We start from the raw sequence: 19,600 nt of genomic DNA, 5'->3' as shown, positions 1-19,600 counted from the left end.
GACCCGGAACGGGGCCACCGGTGCGTCACCCGGACGCGCTACGGTTCGCGCATGACCGTCGCTCCACCGCCGCAGCGCACCGACCGGCGCGCCCTCGTGTCCTGGGCCCTCTGGGACTGGGGCTCGGCCGCGTTCAACGCCGTCGTGACGACGTTCGTGTTCAGCACCTACCTGGCGAGCCGCGCGTTCGTGGACCCGGCCCTGGTCGCGGCGGAGGACTCGTCCCGAGCAGCCCGCCAGGCCGTCGAACGGGAGCTCGCTCACAACGCGGCCGTCGTCTCGGCCGCACTGACGATCGCCGGCATCGTGGTCGCGCTCGTCGCCCCGGCGGTCGGACGCCTGGCGGACTCGTCCGGACACCGCCGACGTTCGGTGCTCATCGCGACGATCGGCATCGCGCTGTCCATCGGGGCGATGGTGTTCGTCGCGCCGAGCCAGCCGTTCCTGGTGCTCGGAGCGGCCCTCATCGGCATCGGCACGGTCGCGTACGAGATCGCCTGCGTCGGCTACAACGCGATGCTCGGGCAGGTCGCCTCCGGCCCCCGGACCGGGCGGGTCTCGGCGATCGGCTGGGCGGCCGGGTACTTCGGCGGCATCGTGCTGCTCGTGGTCCTGCTCGTGCTCTGCATCCAGGACTTCGGCGGGTCGGGCACCGCCGGGCTCCTGGACCTGCCCGCGACCGTCGCGACGGGGCAGTGGGACGTCCGCGTCGCGATCGGGATCGCCGCGATCTGGCTCACCGTGAGCTCGATCCCGCTCTTCCTGGTCATCCCCGAGGCCCCCGCCGACCGCACCCGCACCGGCACCCTGTTCTCCGCGTACCGCGACCTCGGCCGGGACATCGCACGGCTCTGGCGGGAACGGCGGAACGTCCTCGCGTTCCTCATCGCGAGCGCCGTCTTCCGGGACGGCGTCGGCGCGGTGTTCACCTTCGGCGGGATCATCGCCGCGCAGGTCTTCGGCTTCAGCGCGTCCGGGGTGATCGAGTTCGCCATCGTCGCGAACGTCGTGGCCGGGGTCGCGACGGCCCTCTCCGGCCGGCTGGACGACCGCTTCGGCTCCCGCGCCCTGATCACCGTGTCGCTCGTCGGACTGGTCGTCTGCGGCACCGCAGTGCTCTTCGTCGGGAGCGCCCCCGTCGGCTTCTGGGTCCTCGGACTCGCGCTGTGCGTGTTCGTCGGGCCGGTGCAGGCGTCCTCACGGGCGTACCTGACGCGGCTCGCGACCCCCGGGAAAGAGGGGGAGCTCTTCGGGCTGTACGCCACCACGGGGCGGGCGGCGGCGTTCATCGCGCCGGCGATGTTCGGGATCGCGGTGACGATCGGCGGGTCGACGCGCTTCGGGATCATCGGCATCGTGGTGGTGCTGCTCGCGGGCCTGGTGCTGATGGCGTTCGTGCGGGACGAGGGGCGCGTGCGCTGATCCGCCGCGGCACCTCTGGCACCCGGGACGGCGCAAGTGTTCCGACACCGCGGCCGTCGATCGACTCCCGCGGTGTCGACCCTTGCGAACGCACCGGATGCGGCCGCATGTTCCGACACGACGGGCGTCGTACGACTCGTGCGGTGTCGTCTCGTGCGGACACATGAACCCATTCCGACCCACCCGCGGCCGGGAGGCTCGGCACCGACCCGTCCACAGGCTGCGGATCCGCGCATGGTTCTGCACAGGGCCGTGGCCGGCTCGTGCTCGGAGGTCCGGGTGCGCCAGGATGGGGACATGACCGACCAGCGGATCGCCGTCGTCGTCCTCGCCGCCGGGCAGGGCACGCGCATGAAGTCGTCCACCCCGAAGGTGCTCCACCGGCTCGCCGGCCTGCCCCTCATCGCCCACGTGCTGCGCACCGCCGAGTCGCTCGAGCCCGCGCACATCGCCGTGGTCGTGCGGCACGAGCGTGAACTGGTCGCGGCAGAGGTCACGGAGCGCATGCCCGACGCCATCGTCGTGGACCAGGACGACGTCCCCGGCACCGGGCGCGCGGTCGAAGTCGCGGTGGCAGCGCTGCCCGCCGACTTCGACGGTGCGGTCGTGGTGCTCTCGGGCGACGTGCCGCTCGTCGAAGCCGAGTCGCTCCGTCGCCTCGTCGACGTGCACCACGCCGGCGCGAACGCCGCCACCTTCGTCAGCGCGATCGCTCCGGACCCGACCGGCCTCGGGCGCATCCTGCGCGACGAGCACGGCGGGTTCGCCGGGGTCGTCGAGCACAAGGACGCCACCGACGAACAGCGCGCGATCACGGAGACGAACGCCGGGATCTACGCCTTCGACCTCGCACAACTCCGCACGGTGCTTCCGTCGCTCACCACGGCGAACGTGCAGGGCGAGAAGTACATCACCGATGCACCGGCTCTCATCGCGTCGCGCGGGGGGCGCGTCGACGTTGTCACCTTCGATGACCCCTGGCTCCTCGCCGGCATCAACGACCGCGCGCAGCTCGCGGACGCCGCCCGCGTGCTGAACGACCGCATCGTCCGCCGTCACCAGCTTGCCGGCGTCACCGTGCAGGACCCGACGTCGACCTGGATCGACCTCGACGTCTCGATCGAACCCGACGCCGAGATCCTGCCGGACACGCAGCTCATCGGCGCGACGGCGATCGCGTCGGGCGCGGTCGTCGGACCCGGCACGACCCTCCGCGACACCGAGGTGGGCGTGGGTGCCACCGTGAACCGCACCGACGCCACCCTTGCGGTCATCGGCGACGGCGCTTCCGTCGGACCGTTCGCGTACCTCCGCCCGGGCACGATCCTCGGCGACGGCGGCAAGATCGGCACCTTCGTCGAGACCAAGAACGCGAAGATCGGCCGGGGCAGCAAGGTGCCGCACCTGTCCTACATCGGTGACGCCGAGGTGGGAGAGAACTCCAACATCGGGGCCAACACCATCACTGCGAACTACGACGGCGTCGACAAGCACCGGACCGAGGTCGGGTCGAACGTCCGCACCGGTTCGCACAACGTCTTCGTCGCCCCGGTTAGGATTGGCGACGGGGCGTACACCGGCGCAGGCACCACCGTCCGCAAGGACGTGCCGGCCGGGTCGCTCGCGATCAGCTACGCCCCACAGCGCAACACCGACGACTGGGTCGAAGAACACCGACCCGGCACGCCGGCGGCCGAGGCAGCTCGGCGTGCGCGAGGCGAATGACACCTTCTCGACGGCGATCCGCCGCCACAAGAGGGCCCGGCGACGGGTCCTGGACACACGGCCCCTCGGGGTCAGGGAGTGAGTACGGCACTTGTCCGGAATCAAAACGACCGGCCAGAAACGACTCGTCCTCGTCTCGGGGCGGGCACATCCGGCTCTCTCCGCGGAGATCGCAGAGGAACTCGGCGTCGACCTGGTCCCCACCGATGCCCGGACCTTCGCGAACGGCGAGCTCTACGTCCGCTTCGACGAGTCGGTCCGCGGCTGTGACGCCTTCGTCATCCAGTCGCACACCGCACCGATCAACGAGTGGCTCATGGAGCAGCTCATCATCGTCGATGCCCTGAAGCGTGCCTCGGCGAAGCGCATCACCGTCGTCGCGCCGTTCTACCCCTACGCCCGGCAGGACAAGAAGGGCCGCGGTCGTGAGCCGATCTCGGCGCGACTCGTCGCCGACCTGTTCAAGGCCGCCGGCGCGCACCGGATCATGAGCGTCGACCTGCACGCCGCGCAGATCCAGGGCTTCTTCGACGGCCCGGTCGACCACCTCTTCGCGATGCCGGTGCTCCTCGAGCGCTTCAAGCAGATCCTCGACCCGTCGACGCTCACCGTCGTCTCGCCGGACATGGGGCGCGTCCGCGTCGCCGACATCTGGTCCGAGAAGCTCGGTGCGCCGCTCGCGATCATCCACAAGCGCCGCGACCCGCTCGTCCCGAACCAGGTCAGCGTGCACGAGATCGTCGGTGACGTCTCCGGCCGCTGGTGCCTGCTCGTCGACGACCTCATCGACACCGGCCGCACCATCGCCAAGGCAGCAGAGGCCCTCAAGGCCGCCGGCGCGATCGGTGTCGTCGTCGCCGCGACCCACGCCGTGTTCTCCGACCCCGCCACCGAGCTCCTGCAGAGTGAGTTCATCGACCGTGTGGTCGTCACGGACACGCTCCCGGTGCCGGTGGAGAAGCGCTGGGACCGCCTCGAGATCCTGCCGATCGCGCCGCTCCTCGCCCGCGCCATCCACGAGGTCTTCGACGACGGCTCGGTCACCTCGATGTTCGACGGCGCCGCCTGACGGCTCCCGTGCCACACCCTGCGCGTGACGCCCTCGCCGCCCGACTCCGGGCGGCGGGGAGCGTCTTCGCCGAGGACGAAGCCGATCTCCTCCTGGCCGCCGGCGACGGCGACCCCGCCCGGCTGCGCACCCTGGTCCAGCGTCGACTCGCGGGGGAACCGCTCGAGTACGTCCTGGGCTGGGCCGCGTTCGACGAGCACCGCATCCGTGTGACGCCGGGCGTCTTCGTCCCGCGTGCCCGGACCGCGGTCGTCGTCGAACAGGCCGCTCGGCTCCTGCACCGCTACGACCGGGTGGTCGACCTGTGCTGCGGTGCGGGTGCCATCGCGGTCGCGCTCCTCGAGCGCGTCGGAGCGCTCGACCTCGTCGCGTCCGACATCGACCCGGATGCCGTCGACATCGCCGCGGAGAACATCGGCGACCGCGGGATCGTGGTGCGCGGCGACCTCTTCGCGCCGCTGCCGGACCGGTTCCGCGGGGCCGTCGACGTCATCGCGGTGAACGCCCCGTACGTGCCGACGGACGCCATCGCCACGATGCCGGTCGAAGCACGCGACCACGAGCACCGTGTCGCGCTCGACGGTGGCGGGGATGGCCTCGAACTGCACCGCCGGATCGCCCTCGGCGCGGGAGAGTGGCTGCGTGCAGGCGGTTCGGTCGTCATCGAGGTGTCCGAGGCCCAAGCACCGGTGTCCGCCGCGGCCTTCACCGACGCCGGCTTCACCGCGCGCATCGAGCACGACGACGACGTCGACGGCACCTGCGTCGTGGCCACCCTCCCGGCCTGAGCCGCGCTGCGCCCGCGCGCCCGCGCTGCGCCCGCACGGCCGCGCGCGGCCGCGGGCGCGTCAGCGCGCGGTGAGCGTGACGGTGTCCCAGCCGGTGGCACCGTTCGGCGCCGGCGGTCGCTGGACGCTCGTCTGCACCTCACCGTCGGTGCTCACCGCGCGCACCTGCACCTCGTGCGAGCCCTTCGTGGCGGTCCACCGGTAGACCCACTGCCGCCAGGTGTCGGCGGAGACCGAGTCGGCGAGTTCGGCGTCCTGCCAGTCCTCGGCTCCGACCTTGACCTGCACGGCCTTCACACCGGTGTGCGGCTGCCAGGCGACGCCGGCGATCGGGACGCGGTCGCCCACCTGCACGGTCGCACCGTTGGCCGGGGTGTCGATGCGGGACTCCAGCTTCACCGGCCCGCGCTCCGACCACCCGCGCGGCGTCCAGTAGCCCTGCGCGTCGGCGAACCGGGTGACCTCCATCTCGGTGACCCACTTCGTCGCCGAGACGTACCCGAACAGCCCGGGCACGACCATCCGCACCGGGAAGCCGTGCTCCGCCGGCAGCGGATCGCCGTTCATGCCGACGGCGAGGAGCGCCGCCGTCCCGTCGTCCTGCAGCACGTCGAGGGGGGTACCGGCGGTGAATCCGTCGATGCTCCGGGAGAGCACCATGTCGGCGTCGCCGGTCGGGGCGGCCTTCGCGAGCAGGTGGCGGATCGGGTAGCCGAGCCACAGTGCGTTGCCGATGAGGTCCCCGCCGACCTCGTTCGACACGCAACTCAGCGTCGCCATGTGCTCTTCGAGGGGAAGTGCCAGCAGGTCGTCCCAGGTCAGTTCGATCTCGTGCTCGACGGCGCCGTGGATGCGGAGGCTCCAGTCGGCCGGGTCGATCGAGGGGACGCGGAGCGCAGTGTCGATCCGGTAGAAGTCGGCGTTCGGCGTGACGTAGGGGGTGATCCCGGTGACGTCGAGGGAGGCTCCGGCCGGTACCGCCGGGGACGCCGTCTTCGGCGCTGGGAGGTGTACCGCTCGTCGGATGGCCGCTGCGCGCTGCATCGCGGCCGAGCCGAGTCGTGCTCCGGTGCCGACGAGGAGCGCGAGCGCACCGGCGGTGACCGACCACACGATGAACGCCCGGCGTTCCGGCATGGCGGACGCGGCGCGGGTCGGGGTCGCGGCGACGAGTTCCCACCGGCGGAGTCGGGCCATGACGAGCCGCAGCACGACGACCGCTGCAGCGACGCCGATGATGCTCGGAGCGCCGTCGAACTGGCCGGCACCCGATCGTGTGGTCACCGCGAGGAGTGACAGAGCACCACCGGCGGCGAAGACCAGGGCACCGAAGGGTGGCCGGGCGCGCTCGAGGATCCCGGCGCCGGCGGAGATCGCGGTCATCAGGACGGCCATCAGCACGAAGAGCGCGACCTTGTCGCCGGTGCCGAAGAGCGCGACCATGGTGTTCTTCGCGCCGGCCGGGGCGAGGTCGATGACGGCTGAACCGACGGCGACGAGCGGACTGCCGGCACCGCCGAGGACGAGCGCCCCGAGTTCGGCGGCCCCGAGGAACGCGAGCATCGCCACGACACCGGTGACCGCAGCCAGCAGGCGTGGCCGGAGCGACGTTCCGCTGGTGGGCACGTCCTGATCGTAGGTCCGTCGTCCTGTGAACGGTTGGTGCCGTGCGTTCACCCCTCCTCGGTGTCGCCGTGCAGTGCGGCGTGCGAGGATCAGGGTGTGCTGAGCCGACCCGACCGTGTCCCACGGGACGGACGCGCCCGGCACACGTCGTCACCGGCTCGGCGCCTCGCGATCGTGCGCTGGGTCATCGTCGGGGTCTGGGCTGCGCTCCTCGTCGCGCGGATCGTCGTCGTCGCACGGACCCCCGAAGCGGACCTCACGGCGTTCGGCATCGCCGAGGTGATCGTCATCGCGCTCGGGGTGAGCGTGATCCTGGCCGGGGTGCTCCGCATGCAGGGCCTCCGCCGCCGGCGCGAGGACGAGTCGCTCGCGCTGGCCATCCGGCGGATCGACCCCACGGTGTGGCTGGTCCCGGCCGCACCGACGAACGAGCTCCGGACCATGGTCGAGGAAGCGCGGTCCGAGGTCACGCTCGGACACCGCATCACCTGGGCGTTCGGGGCGACCGAGGCGTCCCTGTGGGAACTCGACGAACGGCGGGCGACCCGGCTGCTCGTGATCCGGTGGAGCCGGGTGATGCACGTCGGGCTCGAGGACGTGCCGACACCGTCTGACCGGAACGCCTGCGCGATCGCCATGCACTACGTGCGGGCCGACGACTCGATCGCCGTCGCGACCTTCTACGTCCGGACGGCGCCGGGCTCACGCCGGTTGCTCGGTCGCGGACCGAAGCTCGAGCGGCTCCTCGCCGAGCTCGCACGGGAGCGCATCGTCGCCTGACGGCCTGACGGCCTGACGGCCTGACGGCCTGACGGCCTGACGGCCTGACGGCCTGACGGCCTGACGGCCTGACGGCCTGACGGCCTGACGGCCTGACGGCCTGACGGCCTGACGGCCTGACGGCCTGACGGCCTGACGGCCTGACGGCCTGACGGCCTGACGGCCTGACGGCCTGACGGCCTGACGGCCTGACGGCCGACGGCCGCCCGCCTGCGCACGCCGCCGCCTGCCCGCCGCCGCACCCCGCCAGCACGCAGAACGGGCCCCGCCGCATGGCGAGACCCGTTCCGTGCGGCAGCGAGTCAGTGCGTCGACGGCTCCTGCTCGACTTCGCGACGGTCGTCCTCGGACCACAGCGTGTGGAACGTGCCGTCCTTGTCGATCCGCTGGTACGTGTGCGCACCGAAGAAGTCGCGCTGCCCCTGGATCAGCGACGCGGGCAGCCGTTCGGACGCGAGCGAGTCGAAGTACGACAGCGCGGACGAGAACCCGGGCGCGGGGATCCCCGACGCCGCGGCGATGCCGACGATGCGACGCCAGGCGGCTTCGCCCTCGGCCACCGCGTTCGCGAAGTACGGGTCGACCAGCAACGACTCGAGCGACGGGTTCTTGTCGTAGGCCTCGACGATGCGGTTGAGGAACTGTGCACGGATGATGCAGCCACCGCGCCAGATCTTCGCGACGTTGCCGAGGTTGATGTCCCAGCCGTACTCCTTCGCCCCCGCGATGATCAGGTCGAAGCCCTGCGCGTACGCGACGACCTTCGACGCGTAGAGCGCCGCGCGGACGTCGTCGGCGAAGGTGTCCGGTACCTCGGCGATGGACGGACGGTTCGTGATCGACTTCTGGACCGCTGCACGCTGCGACGGCTTCGACGACACCGCGCGGGCGAACACCGCTTCCCCGATGCCGGACACCGGGATGCCGAGCCCGACCGCGTTCTGCACGGTCCAGACGCCGGTGCCCTTCGACCCCGCTTCGTCGCGGATGACGTCGACGAGCGGCTTGCCCGAGTCGGCGTCCCGCTGCTTGAGGACCTCCACCGTGATCTCGATCAGGTAGGACTCCAGGTCGCCGCCGTTCCACTCCTGGAACACCGCGACGAGGTCTTCGACCGAGAGGCCCCCGACGCGACGGAGCAGGTCGTAGGACTCGGCGATGAGCTGCATGTCGGCGTACTCGATGCCGTTGTGCACCATCTTCACGAAGTGCCCGGCGCCGTCGGTACCGATGTGGGTCACACAGGGCTCGCCCTCGGCGACCGCGGCGATCGACTTGAGGATCGGGCCGAGGGTCTCCCAGGCTTCCATCGAGCCGCCCGGCATGATCGACGGGCCCTTCAGCGCGCCCTCTTCACCACCGGAGATGCCGGTGCCGACGAAGTTCAGGCCCTTCTCGCGCAGGTCGTGCTCGCGCCGGATGGTGTCGTGGAAGTTCGCGTTGCCGCCATCGACGATGATGTCGCCTTCTTCGAACTTCTCCGCCAGCTGCGAGATCACCGCGTCGGTGCCCTTGCCGGCCTGCACCATGATGATCGCGGTCCGCGGCTTGGACAGGGACGCGACGAAGCCGTCGATGTCTTCCGACGCGATGAAGCCGGCGTCGCCGTGCTCCTTGAGGAGTTCTTCGGTCCGTGCGTATGTGCGGTTGTAGACCGCGACGGTGTTGCCCTCACGCGACGCGAGGTTGCGTGCGAGGTTCGACCCCATGACGGCGAGACCGATCACGCCGATGTTCGCCTGTTCGTTGCTGTCAGCCACGTCCACTCCTTTGTCCTGACGTTTGCGCCCAACCTACGGTCCCCGGGCTGTGACCGCATCGGTGTTACGGCAACCTGTGGAGACTGTTCACCGAGTTCCATACGGTGGAGGGATGAGCGACCGATCCGTCCGACCGCCCGTGCTCGTGATGGGCGTCTCCGGCTCCGGCAAGTCGACCGTCGGCGAAGCGCTCGCCGCAGCCCTGCAGGACCGGGGCGAGACGTGCGAGTTCGTGGACGCCGACGGGCTGCACCCCACTGCCAACAAGGAGAAGATGCGGCAGGGGATCCCGCTGACCGACGAGGACCGCTGGCCCTGGCTCGACGCCTGCGCAGCGCGGATCGTCGAGGTCGAGGCGGGCGGCAAGCGCTGCGTGATGGCGAACTCGGCGCTGAAGCGGACGTACCGGGACCGGCTCCGCGACAGCGCGCCGGATCTCTTCATCGCTTATCTGGACGGCTCGGAGGAGCTCATCCACGAGCGCCAGTCGCACCGGCACCACGAGTACATGCCGAACTCGCTGCTCGACTCGCAGTTCGCCACGCTCGAGCGCCCCGAGGCCGACGAGGCCGCCGCGTCGATCCCGATCCACGGTTCCGTGGACGAGACCGTCGCGGCGATCCTCGACGTCCTGCCCTGACTGCTACTTCCGGCTGAGCTCGGACAGGCGTGACCGGTACTCCTCGGCGCTGATCTCGCCGCGCGCGAACCGGTCGGCGAGCACCGACCGTGCGTCGGCGAGCGCGCGCCAGCTGCCGCGGCGGAAGACGCCGAAGACCAGGAACGCCACCAGGAACACGAAGAAGAAGAACGCGGGGAAGACGAAGAACGGGAACCCGCCGCCGTGCATGTACGGCGCGGCGACGGCGAGTGTGGTGAGCATGAGGGCCTCCTGGGGGCGGTTCGGGTGTCGCAGTTGCGACCCTCCAAGGCTCCGGTCTGGAGGCTCGTCACGCGTCCGCCACCCGACCCCACTTCCGCCTGCTCCCGCGGTCGTAGTGCACGTGGTTCTCCACAGCCGACTACGCCCGGGGGAGTAGTCCACAGGTCCGGCTGGTGCCGGATGCCCCCGATCCGTGCCGACCCTAGGCTCGACGCATGACCACCGACACCGCACTGTTCGACCGCCCCTGGGCCGGTCGACGACGCTTCGCGCGGGTCGGTCGTGTCCTCCCGGTCGCCCTGGTGCAGATCGTCGGCACCCTCGTGGCATCGCGGTTCTCCGGCGGGTTCGCGGACGGCACCGGGCCCCCGTGGGCACGGCATGTCGATGCCGGGGTCGGCGCGGTGGCGCTCGGTCCGCTGGCGGTGGCGCTCCTCGTCGCCGGCGTCGTCGTCCTGCCGTTCCGGTGGCGGTGGCCCGTCGCGGTGCTGGCGGTGACGCTCGGCACGACGATCGGCTTCGCGCTGGTCGTCAGCCCCCGCGGTCCCTTCGTCGCGGCGCTCACGATGGCACTCGCGAACGCGTGGTTCCGCGGGCACCGCATCCCGGTCTACGTCGCCGCGGGCATTGCCCAGGTGCTCCTGCCGACGGCGGACACCCTGATGGGTCGGGCGCCGTTCCCGACGGTGACCACGATGACGCTGAGCCTGGCGTGGCTCACGGCGACGATCGCGATCACCGAACTGGTCCGTGTCCGGGTCGCCCGTGCCGCCGATGCCCGGAATGCCCGCGCCGCAGCCGAACGCCAGCGTGCCGACGACGAACGCGTGCGGATCGCCCGGGAACTCCACGACTCCGTCGCGCACAGCATGTCCCTGATCAACCTGCAGGCCGGGGTCGCACTCCACCTCGGCGCCGCGCTGCCGGAGCAGACGCGGGACTCCCTGACGAGCATCCGCGACACCAGCAGGCAGGCCCTGGTCGAACTCCGCACGATCCTCGGTGTGCTCCGCGCGGTCGACGGCCCGACGGGATCCGAACGCAACCCGACCCCGGGGCTCGATCGGATCCCCGACCTCGTGGCACGGGCCAGTGATGCCGGCGTCGACGTCCGGCTCGATGTCCACGGCGACGTCGGTGTCGTCGGTGGGGTCGTCGACCGCAACGCCTTCCGCATCGTGCAGGAGTCCGTGACGAACGTGATGAAGCACGCGCCCGAGCACTCCGCCGTGGTCCTCGTCGACGTCGGCGCGGACCTCCTCGAGATCAGCGTGACCGATGCACCGGCCACGGCGTCCGGCACGGCGACCGAGCCGGCGCTCCGCCGGACGAGCGCTCCGTCCAGGGAGCACGGAAACGGCATCACCGGCATGCGCGAGCGCGCGGCGGCGGTCGGGGGCAGCCTCGACGCCGGGCCGACAGCGGACGGCGGGTGGCGCGTCGTCGCGCGGTTGCCGATCGGGGAAGCAGGGACCGGATGACCAGTGACACCGCGCCCGCCACCACGCCCGTGCCGGATCCGATCCGGGTCGTCCTCGTCGACGACCAGGGACTGATCCGCGCCGGCCTCCGAGCGCTCGTCGACGCCGAGCCGGGCATGACGGTCGTCGGTGAGGCACCGGACGGCTCCACGGCCGTCGACGTCGTCACCCGTGAGCGACCCGACGTCGTGCTCATGGACATCCGGATGCCGGGGACCGACGGTCTCGAAGCCACGCGGCGGATCTCCGCGGACCGGGCGCTCGCGGGCGTCCACGTCATCGTCCTCACGACCTTCGAGGAGGACGACTACGTGTTCGAGGCGATCCGCGGCGGCGCTGCCGGGTTCCTCGTCAAGGACACCGAGCCCGCCGAACTCCTCCGGGCGATCCGCACCGTGGTCGCGGGGGAGTCGCTGCTCTCACCCGGAGCCACCCGGTCCCTGGTGGAGGCCTATGCGACCCACGCCAAGCCCGCGTCGCTGGCTCCCGGACTCGACGTCCTGACGGACCGGGAGCGCGAGGTCATGCGACTCGTCGCCGCCGGGCTGACGAACGCCGAGATCGCCGAGCGGCTCTTCGTCAGCCCGGCCACGACGAAGACCCACGTGTCCCGCGCGATGATCAAGCTCGGCGCCAGGGACCGCGCCCAGCTCGTCGTCTTCGCCTACGAGACCGGCCTCGCCACTCCCGGCTGGAGCGCCTGATGCTCCTCGACTGCAAGGCGCCCCGCGATACCAACCTTGATACGCGATGATCCACCTCACGCTGGACGAAGCGCTCCACATCGCTCGGCGCACGATCGGTGGCGACGTCCTGGTGCGCGATCCCGGACTCCTCGAGGCTGCGCTCGCCCGCGCCGCCGCGACCGTCGGTGGACGGGACACGTACCCGACGCTCGTCGACAAGGCCGCTGCACTCGTGCACTCCGTCGTCCGGAACCGCTCCCTCGTCGACGGGAACAAGGGGCTCGGGTTGATGGTCCTCGTCGTGTTCCTCGGGGTGAACGGCCGGACGCTGACGATGTCGAACGACGAGTCCTACGACTTCATCGTCGCGATCGCCGAGGGCCGTCTCGACGACGTACACACGATCGCGGAGCGCCTGGAGGGGTTCGTCTCGGCACCGTGACACGCGGGGACTGCCGGCGTGGCAACAGGTGGCAACGAGCCCGGTGGTTCCCGACCCGGAGCAGCATGGGCGCATGGCCTTCAGCGGGATCGGCATCGTCGCCGGAGCGGAACTGACGGAAGCGGCACGACGAGCTGGCGCAGACCACGTCGAACCGGCGATCACGAGCAACCTCGCCGTGCACGGCGAAGCGCAGCACGGCGGGGCGCAGCACAGCGACCGGTGGCGGAGGAACGAGTTCTACGCGGGACAGGGCTTCCCCTCCTTCGCGCTGTTCGTCCCACCGGACCTGCCGCTCCTCACCGCGGAGCCCGACCGCGTCGACGACTACTTCGCCCAGGTGCTCCCGATCGTCGCCTCGGTCGCGGAACCAGGCGCGGTGATCGTCTTCGGCTCGGGCACCGCACGGACCGCCCCGGACGGGATGCCCGTCGCGGTGGCACGCGAGCGCTTCGCCCGGGTCGTCCGGTCGGCGCGGGACACCGCTGCGGAGCACGACCTCCGGATCGTCCTCGAGCCGCTGAACCGCAGCGAGACGAACCTCGTCCACACCATCGCCGAGGCGGTGGCGTTCCTCGACGAGCACGACCTCGAGGACGTCGACGTCGTCGCGGACCTCTTCCACGTCCAGGCGGAGTCGGAGTCCTTCGACGTGGTGCGCGACCTGGCCGCGCGGATCGGCCACGTGCACGTCTCCGACCACGACCGCGAGCCCCCGGGGGACTCCGCATCGGCGTGGCCGTGGCCGGCGTTCCTCGCGGCGGTGCACGACGGCGGCTACCGCGGCCGGGTCTCCCTGGAGTGCCGCTGGGACGGGGACCCGGAGCCGCGGATGGCGGCGGCCCTGGCCCTCGTCCGCGCTGCGACCGAGCACCGCGCTGCGACCGAGCACCGCGCTGTGACCGAGCACCCGGCAACGACGGAGCAGCGTGTCTAGAGCTTGAACGTCGCCTTCGGGATGTCGGACACGATCCGGCGTGCCGTGCGGACGGCGTCCTCCTCGGAGACCTGGTGCGTGACGACGAGTCCGGCCAGGTACGCGGCGTCGGCGCGCCGGGCCATGTCGTGCCGCGCGGGGATGGAGCAGTACGCGCGGGTGTCGTCGATGAACCCGGAGGTCTTCGTGAACGACGCCGAGTCGGTGACGGCGCCCCGGTAGCGTCCGATCGCGGCCGGGGTGTCGATGAACCACCACGGCGCGCCCGCGTAGACGGCGGGGTAGAACCCGGCGAGGGGACCGATCTCCCGGGAGAACACGGTCTCGTCGACGGTGAAGAGCACGAGGTGGAAGCCGGGTGCGGTGCCGAACGCCTCGAGGAGCGGACGCAGGGGTTCGGTGAACGCGCCGACGGCGGGCAGGTCGTGTCCGGTGTCGGGTCCGAAGCGCTCCAGGGTCGGAGTGTGGTGGTTCCGGATCACCCCGGGGTGCAGCTGCATGACGAGTCCGTCGTCGACGCTCATCTCGGCCCAGCGGAAGAGCATGTCGTGCCGGTAGGCGGTGGCGTCCGCCGTGGTGACGGACGACGGGTCGCGGAGCGCCGCGGTGTGGATCCGTTCGCGCTCGGCGGCGGGCAGCGGGGCGGAACCGGCGTCGAGCACCCCGGTGTCGGTGGCCGTGGCGCCGTGCTGGATGAAGTGCTGGCGACGTGCGCGCAGTGCTGCCAGGAGCCCGTGGTGGGAACCGGTGTCGATGCCGGCGGCCTCGCCGATCGACGTGACCACGTGCCTCCAGTCCGGTCGCGACGGGTCGAAGACGGCGTCCGCACGGAACGTGGGGACCACCCGGCCGGTGAACGACGGGTCGGCGGCGAGCCGCGCGTGCGCGGCGAGGTCCGCCGTCGGGGCGTCGGTGGTGGCGAGGACCTCGATGCCGAAGGTGTCGAAGAGGGCGCGCGGCCGGAACGAGGGCTCGCGGAGCGCTGCGGCGATGCGGTCGTACTGCGCGTCGGCGTTCGCGGCGGACGGTTCCTGGTCGAGGCCGAACACGTCGTGCAGTTCGGTCTCGAACCAGTACCGGACCGGGGTTCCGAGGAAGTCGTCCCAGTGCGACGCGAGCTGGTGCCAGATCGACCGCCCGCTCGGGGTCGCCTGCGGGTCGCGGCCGAGCGCGTCGAGCGGCACCCCGTTCGCGTGGAGGAGCCGGAGCACGTAGTGGTCGGGCGTGATGAGGAGCGCTGCGGGGTCCGGGAACGGCTCGTCGGCGGCGATCATCGACGCGTCGACGTGGCCGTGGGGGGAGATGATCGGGGCGTCCTTGACCGCGTCGTAGACGGTCCGCGCGATCGTGCGCGTCGCCGGGTCGGCGGGGAACAGCCGGTCGGGGTGCGGGGCGAGCACGGTGGCGGTCGGGGTGTGCTGGGTCATCGTCGACTCCTCAGGGAAGGCGCGCGGCGGCGCGGTCAGGACGCACGCGGACGCGCGGAAGGCGCGGGTCCGGTGGACTCGCGGACGGTCAGGTGGGTGGGCAGCGCGACGGCTCCGCGCATGCGTTCGCCGGGCAGCTGCTCGGCGGGGATGGCGCCGAGCCGACCGAGCAGCATCGTGATCGCGACCCGGCCGGCGCGCTCGATCGGCGACGTCATCGTGGTGAGCGGCGGGTTGCAGAAGTCGGCGCCGAAGATGTCGTCGCAGCCGACGATGCTGATGTCCTCGGGGACGCGGATGCCGCGTTCCCGGAGCCGGCCGAGCATCCCGATGGCGATGAGGTCGTTGAAGGCGATGCACGCGGTGGCGCCGGCGTTGACGGCGGCGTCCGCGGCGGCGGCACCGGAGTCGACGAACGGCGCGTGCGGGCCGATCCGGGCGACCCGCACGTCGAGGCGTTTCGCGACCTGCACGAGCGCCTTCCAGCGGCGCTCGTTCGACCACGAGCTGTCCGGGCCGGCGACGTAGAGGACGTCGCGGTGCCCGAGCGACACGAGGTGCTGCACGGCCTGCTCGACCCCGCCGGGGGTGTCGATCAGCACGGAGGGCACGCCGGCCGGGCGGCGGTTGACGACGACGAGCGGGATCCGTTCGGCGTACCGGGCGATCTGCGTGTCGGAGAGGCGGGACGCGGTGAGCACCACGCCGTCGGCCTTCGCGGCGACGGCGCTGAGCGCGGCGGTCTCGGCGTCGGCGGACTCCTCGGTGTCGACGAGCAGCTGCGTCCACCCGGCGGCGGCCAGCTGGTGCTGCGTGCCGCGGATGACGTCGAAGTAGAACGGGTTCGTGATGTCGGAGACGAGCACGGCGACCGCGCGGGTCCGCCCGGACGTCAGGGCACGGGCCTGCGAGTTCGGGACGTAGCCGAGTTCGCGTGCGGCTTCCTGGATGCGCTGCTGCGTGGCACGGTTCACGCGATCCGGCATCGAGAGCGCACGGGAGACCGTGGACGGGGCGACTCCGGTGGCGTCGGCCACGTCACGGATCGTGACCCGGCGGGACGTGTCGATCTCGGTCACACGCGGCCTCCTTGACGGGTGGACAGTGCGGAGCGGCGGTGCTCCGATGTCGGAAACGTATTCGGATCTGGCAACAAGTGGCAACCGGTTGCCGGATGTTGCCACGGACGCAACAGTGGTGGTCACCCCGGGCAGTGCCGCCCGGACGGAGGCTCCGAGGAGGAAACCCCCATGAAGACACGGACCCTGATCGGTTCCGTGGTCGTGGTCGCCCTCGCCGCGTTGTCCCTGCAGGGATGCGCGATCGTGAACGGCAGCGGCGACGACCCGAACACCCTCCGCGTGATGATGGGCGCGGACACGACCTACCCCAAGGAACGCAAGCAGTGGCAGCGGGACACGGCCGCTGAGTTCAAGCGCACCACCGGAGCCGACATCCAGTGGGAGACGTACTCCTCTGCACAAGAGGAACTGACCGCCATCCAGACGAGCGTCATCTCCGGGCAGGGCCCGGACGTCTACGCGATCGGCACCACCTTCACCCCGACCGCCTACGCCACCGGCGCCTTCGTCCAGATGGGCGCGAAGGAGTGGAAGGAGGTCGGCGGCAAGGACCAGTTCGATCCGGCGTCCTTCGGGATCTCGGGGCCGAGCGCCTCGAAGCAGATCGGGATCCCGTTCGCCAGCCGTCCCTTCGTGATGGCGGTGAACAAGGACCTCCTCGCGAAGGCCGGGATCACCGAGATGCCGACCACGTGGGACGAGCTCACCGCGGACGCGAAGGCGACCACCAGTGGTGACGTGCACGGCCTGGCCGTCGCGTACGCCGACGGCTTCGACCCGTGGAAGTTCATCTGGGGCATGGCCGAGAACGCCGGCAACACGATCGTGGACGGCAGCAAGGCCGAACTCGACGCGGACGCCGTGCAGAACGCCTACCGCACCTACTTCGACTGGGTGACCGAGGACGGCGTCGTCGACAAGGCCGCGATCGGCTGGAACAACGCGCAGGCCCTCGCGCAGTTCACCGACGGCAAGGCCGCGTTCTTCCCGATGACCACCACCACGGCGATCAACTCCTTCAAGGGCACCAAGGTGGACGGCGACTACGAGTTCGCGCTGCTGCCCACCGTGCCCCCGGGTGCGACCGAACGTCCGGCCGACGGGATCGAGGCGGCGAGCATCCTCTCCGGCGACAACTTCGTCGTCGCGGACTACGGCACGAAGCAGGACCTGTCGTTCGACTTCATCAAGCAGGTCAGCTCGAAGAAGGCGCAGCTCGAGTACTACGACCTCTTCGGCAACCTGCCGACGAACGTCGACGCAGCCAAGCAGCTCGCGGACCAGAACCCGCAACTCAAGCCGATCATCGACGCCGGGAAGCTCTCGAAGCCGACCGCCTTCACCGGGGCGTGGTCCGACATCCAGCTCGCCCTCGTCGACGTCGTCGTGCAGTCGATCCCCTCGCTGAAGAGCGGCGAGGTCACCGACGACCAGCTCCGGAAGCGTCTGCAGGACGCGCAGGAGGACGCCCAGTCCACGCTCGACCGTCAGAAGAACGGAGGTCTGTGATGACGACCACGCAGGCCAAGCCCCAGACGCACCACGAGGTGCGCCCGCACGGCACCACCCCGCTCTACAAGCGCGAGCGTCCGCTCTGGATGCTCATCCCCGGCGGCGTGCTGATGCTCGCCATCATCGTGGTCCCGCTGCTCGTCGGCTTCTGGATCGCGATGCTCGACCTCGACCAGTACACGCTGCGCCAGTGGTTCAGCGCCCCGTTCGTCGGGTTCGCGAACTTCGCCGAGGCGATCACGGACTCGCCGCTCCTGCACTCCATCTGGATCTCGTCGTCGCTCGCGGTGCTCGTCACCGCCGTGACCGTGCCGATCGGCGTCGCGGCGGCGATCTCCACCCAGAACCGGTTCCCGGGCCGCGGTCTGGTCCGCTCGATCTACCTCATCCCGTACGTGCTCCCCGCCTTCGTCGTCGGCACGTTCTTCCGGACGATGCTGCAGCCGCAGGGCGTCGTGAACGCGATCTTCCACACCGACGTCCTCTGGCTGAACGGGGCCGCGTCCTACTGGGCCCTCGCCGCGGTCATGGTCTGGACGTCGTGGCCGTTCGTGTACCTGCTCAGCCTGGCGGGCCTCCAGGCCGTCGACCTCGAGGTCCACGAAGCCGCATCGCTCGACGGCGCGACCTGGTGGATCAAGCTCCGCTACGTGGTCTTCCCGTACCTCCGCGGACCGCTCAGCCTCGCGGTGATCATCGCGATCCTGCACAACATCAACAACTTCACGCTGCCGTTCGTGCTGTTCGGCATCCCGCTGCCCTCGAGCGTCGAGGTCATGCCGGTCCTGACGTACATCGCGAGCTTCCAGTCGTTCCGCTTCGGCCTGTCCGCGGCGATGGCGATCTGCTCGCTGGTCATCGTCGCCATCCCGCTGTTCGTCTACCTGCGGGCCGTCCAGCTCGACACCGGTGACGACGCCGGGCCCAGCCGCAAGCAGCGTCGCGCCGACCGCGCAACGCTCGCCGCCCCGGCCGCCGCCGACATCGAGGGAGCACGCGCATGAGCGGCTACAGCGCCACCAGGACCCGACCGACCGCAACGCTCACCGAGAGCATCACCTCGGCCGGCAACACCAAGCGCCACAAGCGCCCGTACGACACCGACGTCACCCGGCTCCTGCCGCGCTGGCTGCTCATCGTCGTGATCGCCGTCATCATCGCGTTCATCGCCGTGCCGGTGCTCTACATCGTCTTCGGCTCGGTCAACTCGGACGTCGCGGTCGCCCGCGGCGAGTACTTCCCGTCCGAGTTCACGCTCGCGAACTACGTCGACATCTGGTCGACGGTCGCCCTCGGCGAGGGGCTGGTCAACAGCATCCTGACCGCCGGTGCCGTCGCCGTGGCGAGTGCCGCACTCGCCGTGTCGACCGCCTACGTGCTCGTCCGGTTCCGGTTCCTCGGGCGCCTGACGTTCCTCCGCGGCCTGCTCGCGCTGCAGTCCATCCCCGGCACGCTCCTGCTGCTGCCCGTCTTCGTGGTGTTCTCGAACATCGCGAGTGCGACCGGCGTGCAGATCATCGGCACCCGGTGGGGGCTGTTCGTGACGTACCTGACGTTCGCCCTGCCGTTCTCGACGTGGGTGATGGTCACGTACCTCCGTGGGCTGCCGAAGGAACTCGAGGAGGCCGCCCGCATCGACGGCGCCTCGTCGACGAAGATCCTCACGAAGATCGTGCTGCCGCTCTCGTGGCCGGGCATCGTCGTGTCGGCGATCTTCGCCTTCCTGCTCGGGTGGAACGACGTCCTGTTCTCCACGATCATGACGACCCCGAACACGCGCACCGTCGCCGTGGTCCTGCAGGTGCTCGGCACCACGCAGGAGGGCGGAGCCGTCCCGATCTACGGCCAGATGATGGCTGCCTCCATCGTGTGTGCGGCGCCGGTCGTCGCGCTCTACCTCATCTTCCAGCGGTACCTGGTGGGCGGTCTCACAGCCGGCTCCGTCAAGTGAACCTGGTCGGCGGGCAGAACCCACCAAGG

The 19,600-nt window shown here is 70.8% G+C and carries 18 protein-coding genes; 13 read left to right on the top strand and 5 right to left on the bottom strand.

Translation table 11 applies throughout. From position 1 onward, the window contains the following. The first annotated feature begins 51 nt into the window (after nt 1-51). The 4 genes from EDF55_RS07125 to EDF55_RS07110 all read left to right on the top strand — a co-directional run bounded on the left by EDF55_RS07125 (nt 52) and on the right by EDF55_RS07110 (nt 5,004). Nucleotides 52-1,422 (top strand): MFS transporter, encoded by a 1,371-nt coding sequence (locus EDF55_RS07125; protein WP_123654234.1) that lies wholly within the window; start codon nt 52-54, stop codon nt 1,420-1,422. Between the two features lie 297 nt (nt 1,423-1,719). Next, complete coding sequence (glmU, locus tag EDF55_RS07120; protein ID WP_123654233.1) at nt 1,720-3,147, top strand: bifunctional UDP-N-acetylglucosamine diphosphorylase/glucosamine-1-phosphate N-acetyltransferase GlmU; 1,428 nt, start codon at nt 1,720-1,722, stop codon at nt 3,145-3,147. Between the two features lie 91 nt (nt 3,148-3,238). Next, the gene (locus tag EDF55_RS07115) at nt 3,239-4,216 is read left to right on the top strand and encodes a ribose-phosphate diphosphokinase (protein WP_123654232.1); all 978 of its coding nucleotides are present in this window, start codon (nt 3,239-3,241) and stop codon (nt 4,214-4,216) included. Between the two features lie 8 nt (nt 4,217-4,224). Next, on the top strand, nt 4,225-5,004 hold the full coding sequence (locus EDF55_RS07110; protein WP_123654231.1) for a putative protein N(5)-glutamine methyltransferase: 780 nt from the start codon (nt 4,225-4,227) through the stop codon (nt 5,002-5,004). 60 nt (nt 5,005-5,064) lie between these two features. On the opposite strand, the gene EDF55_RS07105 is transcribed toward EDF55_RS07110, so the two are convergent. Beyond that, a complete protein-coding gene (locus EDF55_RS07105; RefSeq protein WP_123654714.1) occupies nt 5,065-6,567 on the bottom strand; it encodes a molybdopterin-dependent oxidoreductase in 1,503 nt (500 codons plus the stop codon). 159 nt (nt 6,568-6,726) lie between these two features. Here EDF55_RS07105 and EDF55_RS07100 point away from each other — a divergent pair, with 159 nt between their 5' ends. Further along, entirely contained in the window at nt 6,727-7,410 is a 684-nt protein-coding gene (locus tag EDF55_RS07100) for a hypothetical protein (RefSeq protein ID WP_123654230.1), read from the top strand. Between the two features lie 302 nt (nt 7,411-7,712). On the opposite strand, the gene gndA is transcribed toward EDF55_RS07100, so the two are convergent. Next, complete coding sequence (gndA, locus tag EDF55_RS07095) at nt 7,713-9,170, bottom strand: NADP-dependent phosphogluconate dehydrogenase (protein WP_123654229.1); 1,458 nt, start codon at nt 9,168-9,170, stop codon at nt 7,713-7,715. A 112-nt stretch (nt 9,171-9,282) separates the two neighbouring features. Between gndA and EDF55_RS07090 the strand changes: the two genes are divergently transcribed. Continuing rightward, complete coding sequence (locus tag EDF55_RS07090; protein WP_123654228.1) at nt 9,283-9,810, top strand: gluconokinase; 528 nt, start codon at nt 9,283-9,285, stop codon at nt 9,808-9,810. Between the two features lie 3 nt (nt 9,811-9,813). Here the strand turns inward: EDF55_RS07090 and EDF55_RS07085 are convergent, their stop codons facing one another. Continuing rightward, entirely contained in the window at nt 9,814-10,053 is a 240-nt protein-coding gene (locus EDF55_RS07085; protein ID WP_123654227.1) for an SHOCT domain-containing protein, read from the bottom strand. A 215-nt stretch (nt 10,054-10,268) separates the two neighbouring features. Between EDF55_RS07085 and EDF55_RS07080 the strand changes: the two genes are divergently transcribed. The 4 genes from EDF55_RS07080 (at nt 10,269) to EDF55_RS07065 (ending at nt 13,599) form a co-directional block, all read left to right on the top strand. Then, the gene (locus EDF55_RS07080; RefSeq protein ID WP_123654226.1) at nt 10,269-11,534 is read left to right on the top strand and encodes a sensor histidine kinase; all 1,266 of its coding nucleotides are present in this window, start codon (nt 10,269-10,271) and stop codon (nt 11,532-11,534) included. Further along, nucleotides 11,531-12,238 (top strand): response regulator transcription factor, encoded by a 708-nt coding sequence (locus EDF55_RS07075; RefSeq protein WP_123654225.1) that lies wholly within the window; start codon nt 11,531-11,533, stop codon nt 12,236-12,238. The genes EDF55_RS07080 and EDF55_RS07075 overlap by 4 nt, the downstream gene beginning before the upstream one ends. 46 nt (nt 12,239-12,284) lie before the next feature. Next, a complete protein-coding gene (locus tag EDF55_RS07070) occupies nt 12,285-12,662 on the top strand; it encodes a type II toxin-antitoxin system death-on-curing family toxin (protein WP_123654224.1) in 378 nt (125 codons plus the stop codon). 73 nt (nt 12,663-12,735) lie between these two features. Beyond that, nucleotides 12,736-13,599, top strand: a complete 864-nt coding sequence (locus EDF55_RS07065; RefSeq protein WP_123654223.1) for a sugar phosphate isomerase/epimerase — start codon at nt 12,736-12,738, stop codon at nt 13,597-13,599. Here EDF55_RS07065 and uxaC read toward each other — a convergent pair. Both uxaC and EDF55_RS07055 read right to left on the bottom strand, forming a co-directional pair. Beyond that, the gene (gene uxaC, locus EDF55_RS07060) at nt 13,596-15,026 is read right to left on the bottom strand and encodes a glucuronate isomerase (RefSeq protein WP_123654222.1); all 1,431 of its coding nucleotides are present in this window, start codon (nt 15,024-15,026) and stop codon (nt 13,596-13,598) included. The genes EDF55_RS07065 and uxaC overlap by 4 nt on opposite strands. A gap of 35 nt (nt 15,027-15,061) precedes the next feature. Beyond that, entirely contained in the window at nt 15,062-16,105 is a 1,044-nt protein-coding gene (locus EDF55_RS07055) for a LacI family DNA-binding transcriptional regulator (RefSeq protein WP_123654221.1), read from the bottom strand. 171 nt (nt 16,106-16,276) lie between these two features. Between EDF55_RS07055 and EDF55_RS07050 the strand changes: the two genes are divergently transcribed. From EDF55_RS07050 to EDF55_RS07040, 3 genes are read left to right on the top strand one after another with little or no spacing between them, the layout of a single operon-like run. Further along, nucleotides 16,277-17,617 carry an ABC transporter substrate-binding protein gene (locus tag EDF55_RS07050; RefSeq protein WP_185017206.1) on the top strand — a complete coding sequence of 447 codons (1,341 nt, stop codon included), beginning with the start codon at nt 16,277-16,279 and terminating at the stop codon, nt 17,615-17,617. Continuing rightward, nucleotides 17,617-18,624 (top strand): carbohydrate ABC transporter permease, encoded by a 1,008-nt coding sequence (locus EDF55_RS07045; RefSeq protein WP_123654220.1) that lies wholly within the window; start codon nt 17,617-17,619, stop codon nt 18,622-18,624. The genes EDF55_RS07050 and EDF55_RS07045 overlap by 1 nt, the downstream gene beginning before the upstream one ends. After that, nucleotides 18,621-19,571: a carbohydrate ABC transporter permease gene (locus tag EDF55_RS07040; RefSeq protein WP_243698308.1), complete on the top strand. Its 951-nt coding sequence runs from the start codon at nt 18,621-18,623 to the stop codon at nt 19,569-19,571. The genes EDF55_RS07045 and EDF55_RS07040 overlap by 4 nt, the downstream gene beginning before the upstream one ends. The last annotated feature ends 29 nt before the right edge of the window (nt 19,572-19,600 follow it).

It is taken from the genome of Curtobacterium sp. ZW137, from assembly GCF_003762905.1.
In the GTDB taxonomy this organism is placed as follows: Bacteria; Actinomycetota; Actinomycetes; order Actinomycetales; family Microbacteriaceae; genus Curtobacterium.
Note: the sequence above shows the minus strand (reverse complement) of the source record. Positions and strands in the feature narration are given on the sequence as shown.

Bases quoted from the DNA above. Each gene is read 5' to 3' on its own strand.
- EDF55_RS07125 (WP_123654234.1), top strand. From the start codon at position 52: ATGACCGTCGCTCCACCGCCGCAGCGCACCGACCGGCGCGCCCTCGTG.
- glmU (WP_123654233.1), top strand. From the start codon at position 1,720: ATGACCGACCAGCGGATCGCCGTCGTCGTCCTCGCCGCCGGGCAGGGC.
- EDF55_RS07105 (WP_123654714.1), bottom strand. From the start codon at position 6,567: ATGCTCGCGTTCCTCGGGGCCGCCGAACTCGGGGCGCTCGTCCTCGGC.
- EDF55_RS07090 (WP_123654228.1), top strand. From the start codon at position 9,283: ATGAGCGACCGATCCGTCCGACCGCCCGTGCTCGTGATGGGCGTCTCC.
- EDF55_RS07085 (WP_123654227.1), bottom strand. From the start codon at position 10,053: ATGCTCACCACACTCGCCGTCGCCGCGCCGTACATGCACGGCGGCGGG.
- EDF55_RS07080 (WP_123654226.1), top strand. From the start codon at position 10,269: ATGACCACCGACACCGCACTGTTCGACCGCCCCTGGGCCGGTCGACGA.
- EDF55_RS07075 (WP_123654225.1), top strand. From the start codon at position 11,531: ATGACCAGTGACACCGCGCCCGCCACCACGCCCGTGCCGGATCCGATC.
- EDF55_RS07070 (WP_123654224.1), top strand. From the start codon at position 12,285: ATGATCCACCTCACGCTGGACGAAGCGCTCCACATCGCTCGGCGCACG.
- EDF55_RS07065 (WP_123654223.1), top strand. From the start codon at position 12,736: ATGGCCTTCAGCGGGATCGGCATCGTCGCCGGAGCGGAACTGACGGAA.
- uxaC (WP_123654222.1), bottom strand. From the start codon at position 15,026: ATGACCCAGCACACCCCGACCGCCACCGTGCTCGCCCCGCACCCCGAC.
- EDF55_RS07050 (WP_185017206.1), top strand. From the start codon at position 16,277: ATGAAGACACGGACCCTGATCGGTTCCGTGGTCGTGGTCGCCCTCGCC.
- EDF55_RS07045 (WP_123654220.1), top strand. From the start codon at position 17,617: ATGACGACCACGCAGGCCAAGCCCCAGACGCACCACGAGGTGCGCCCG.
- EDF55_RS07040 (WP_243698308.1), top strand. From the start codon at position 18,621: ATGAGCGGCTACAGCGCCACCAGGACCCGACCGACCGCAACGCTCACC.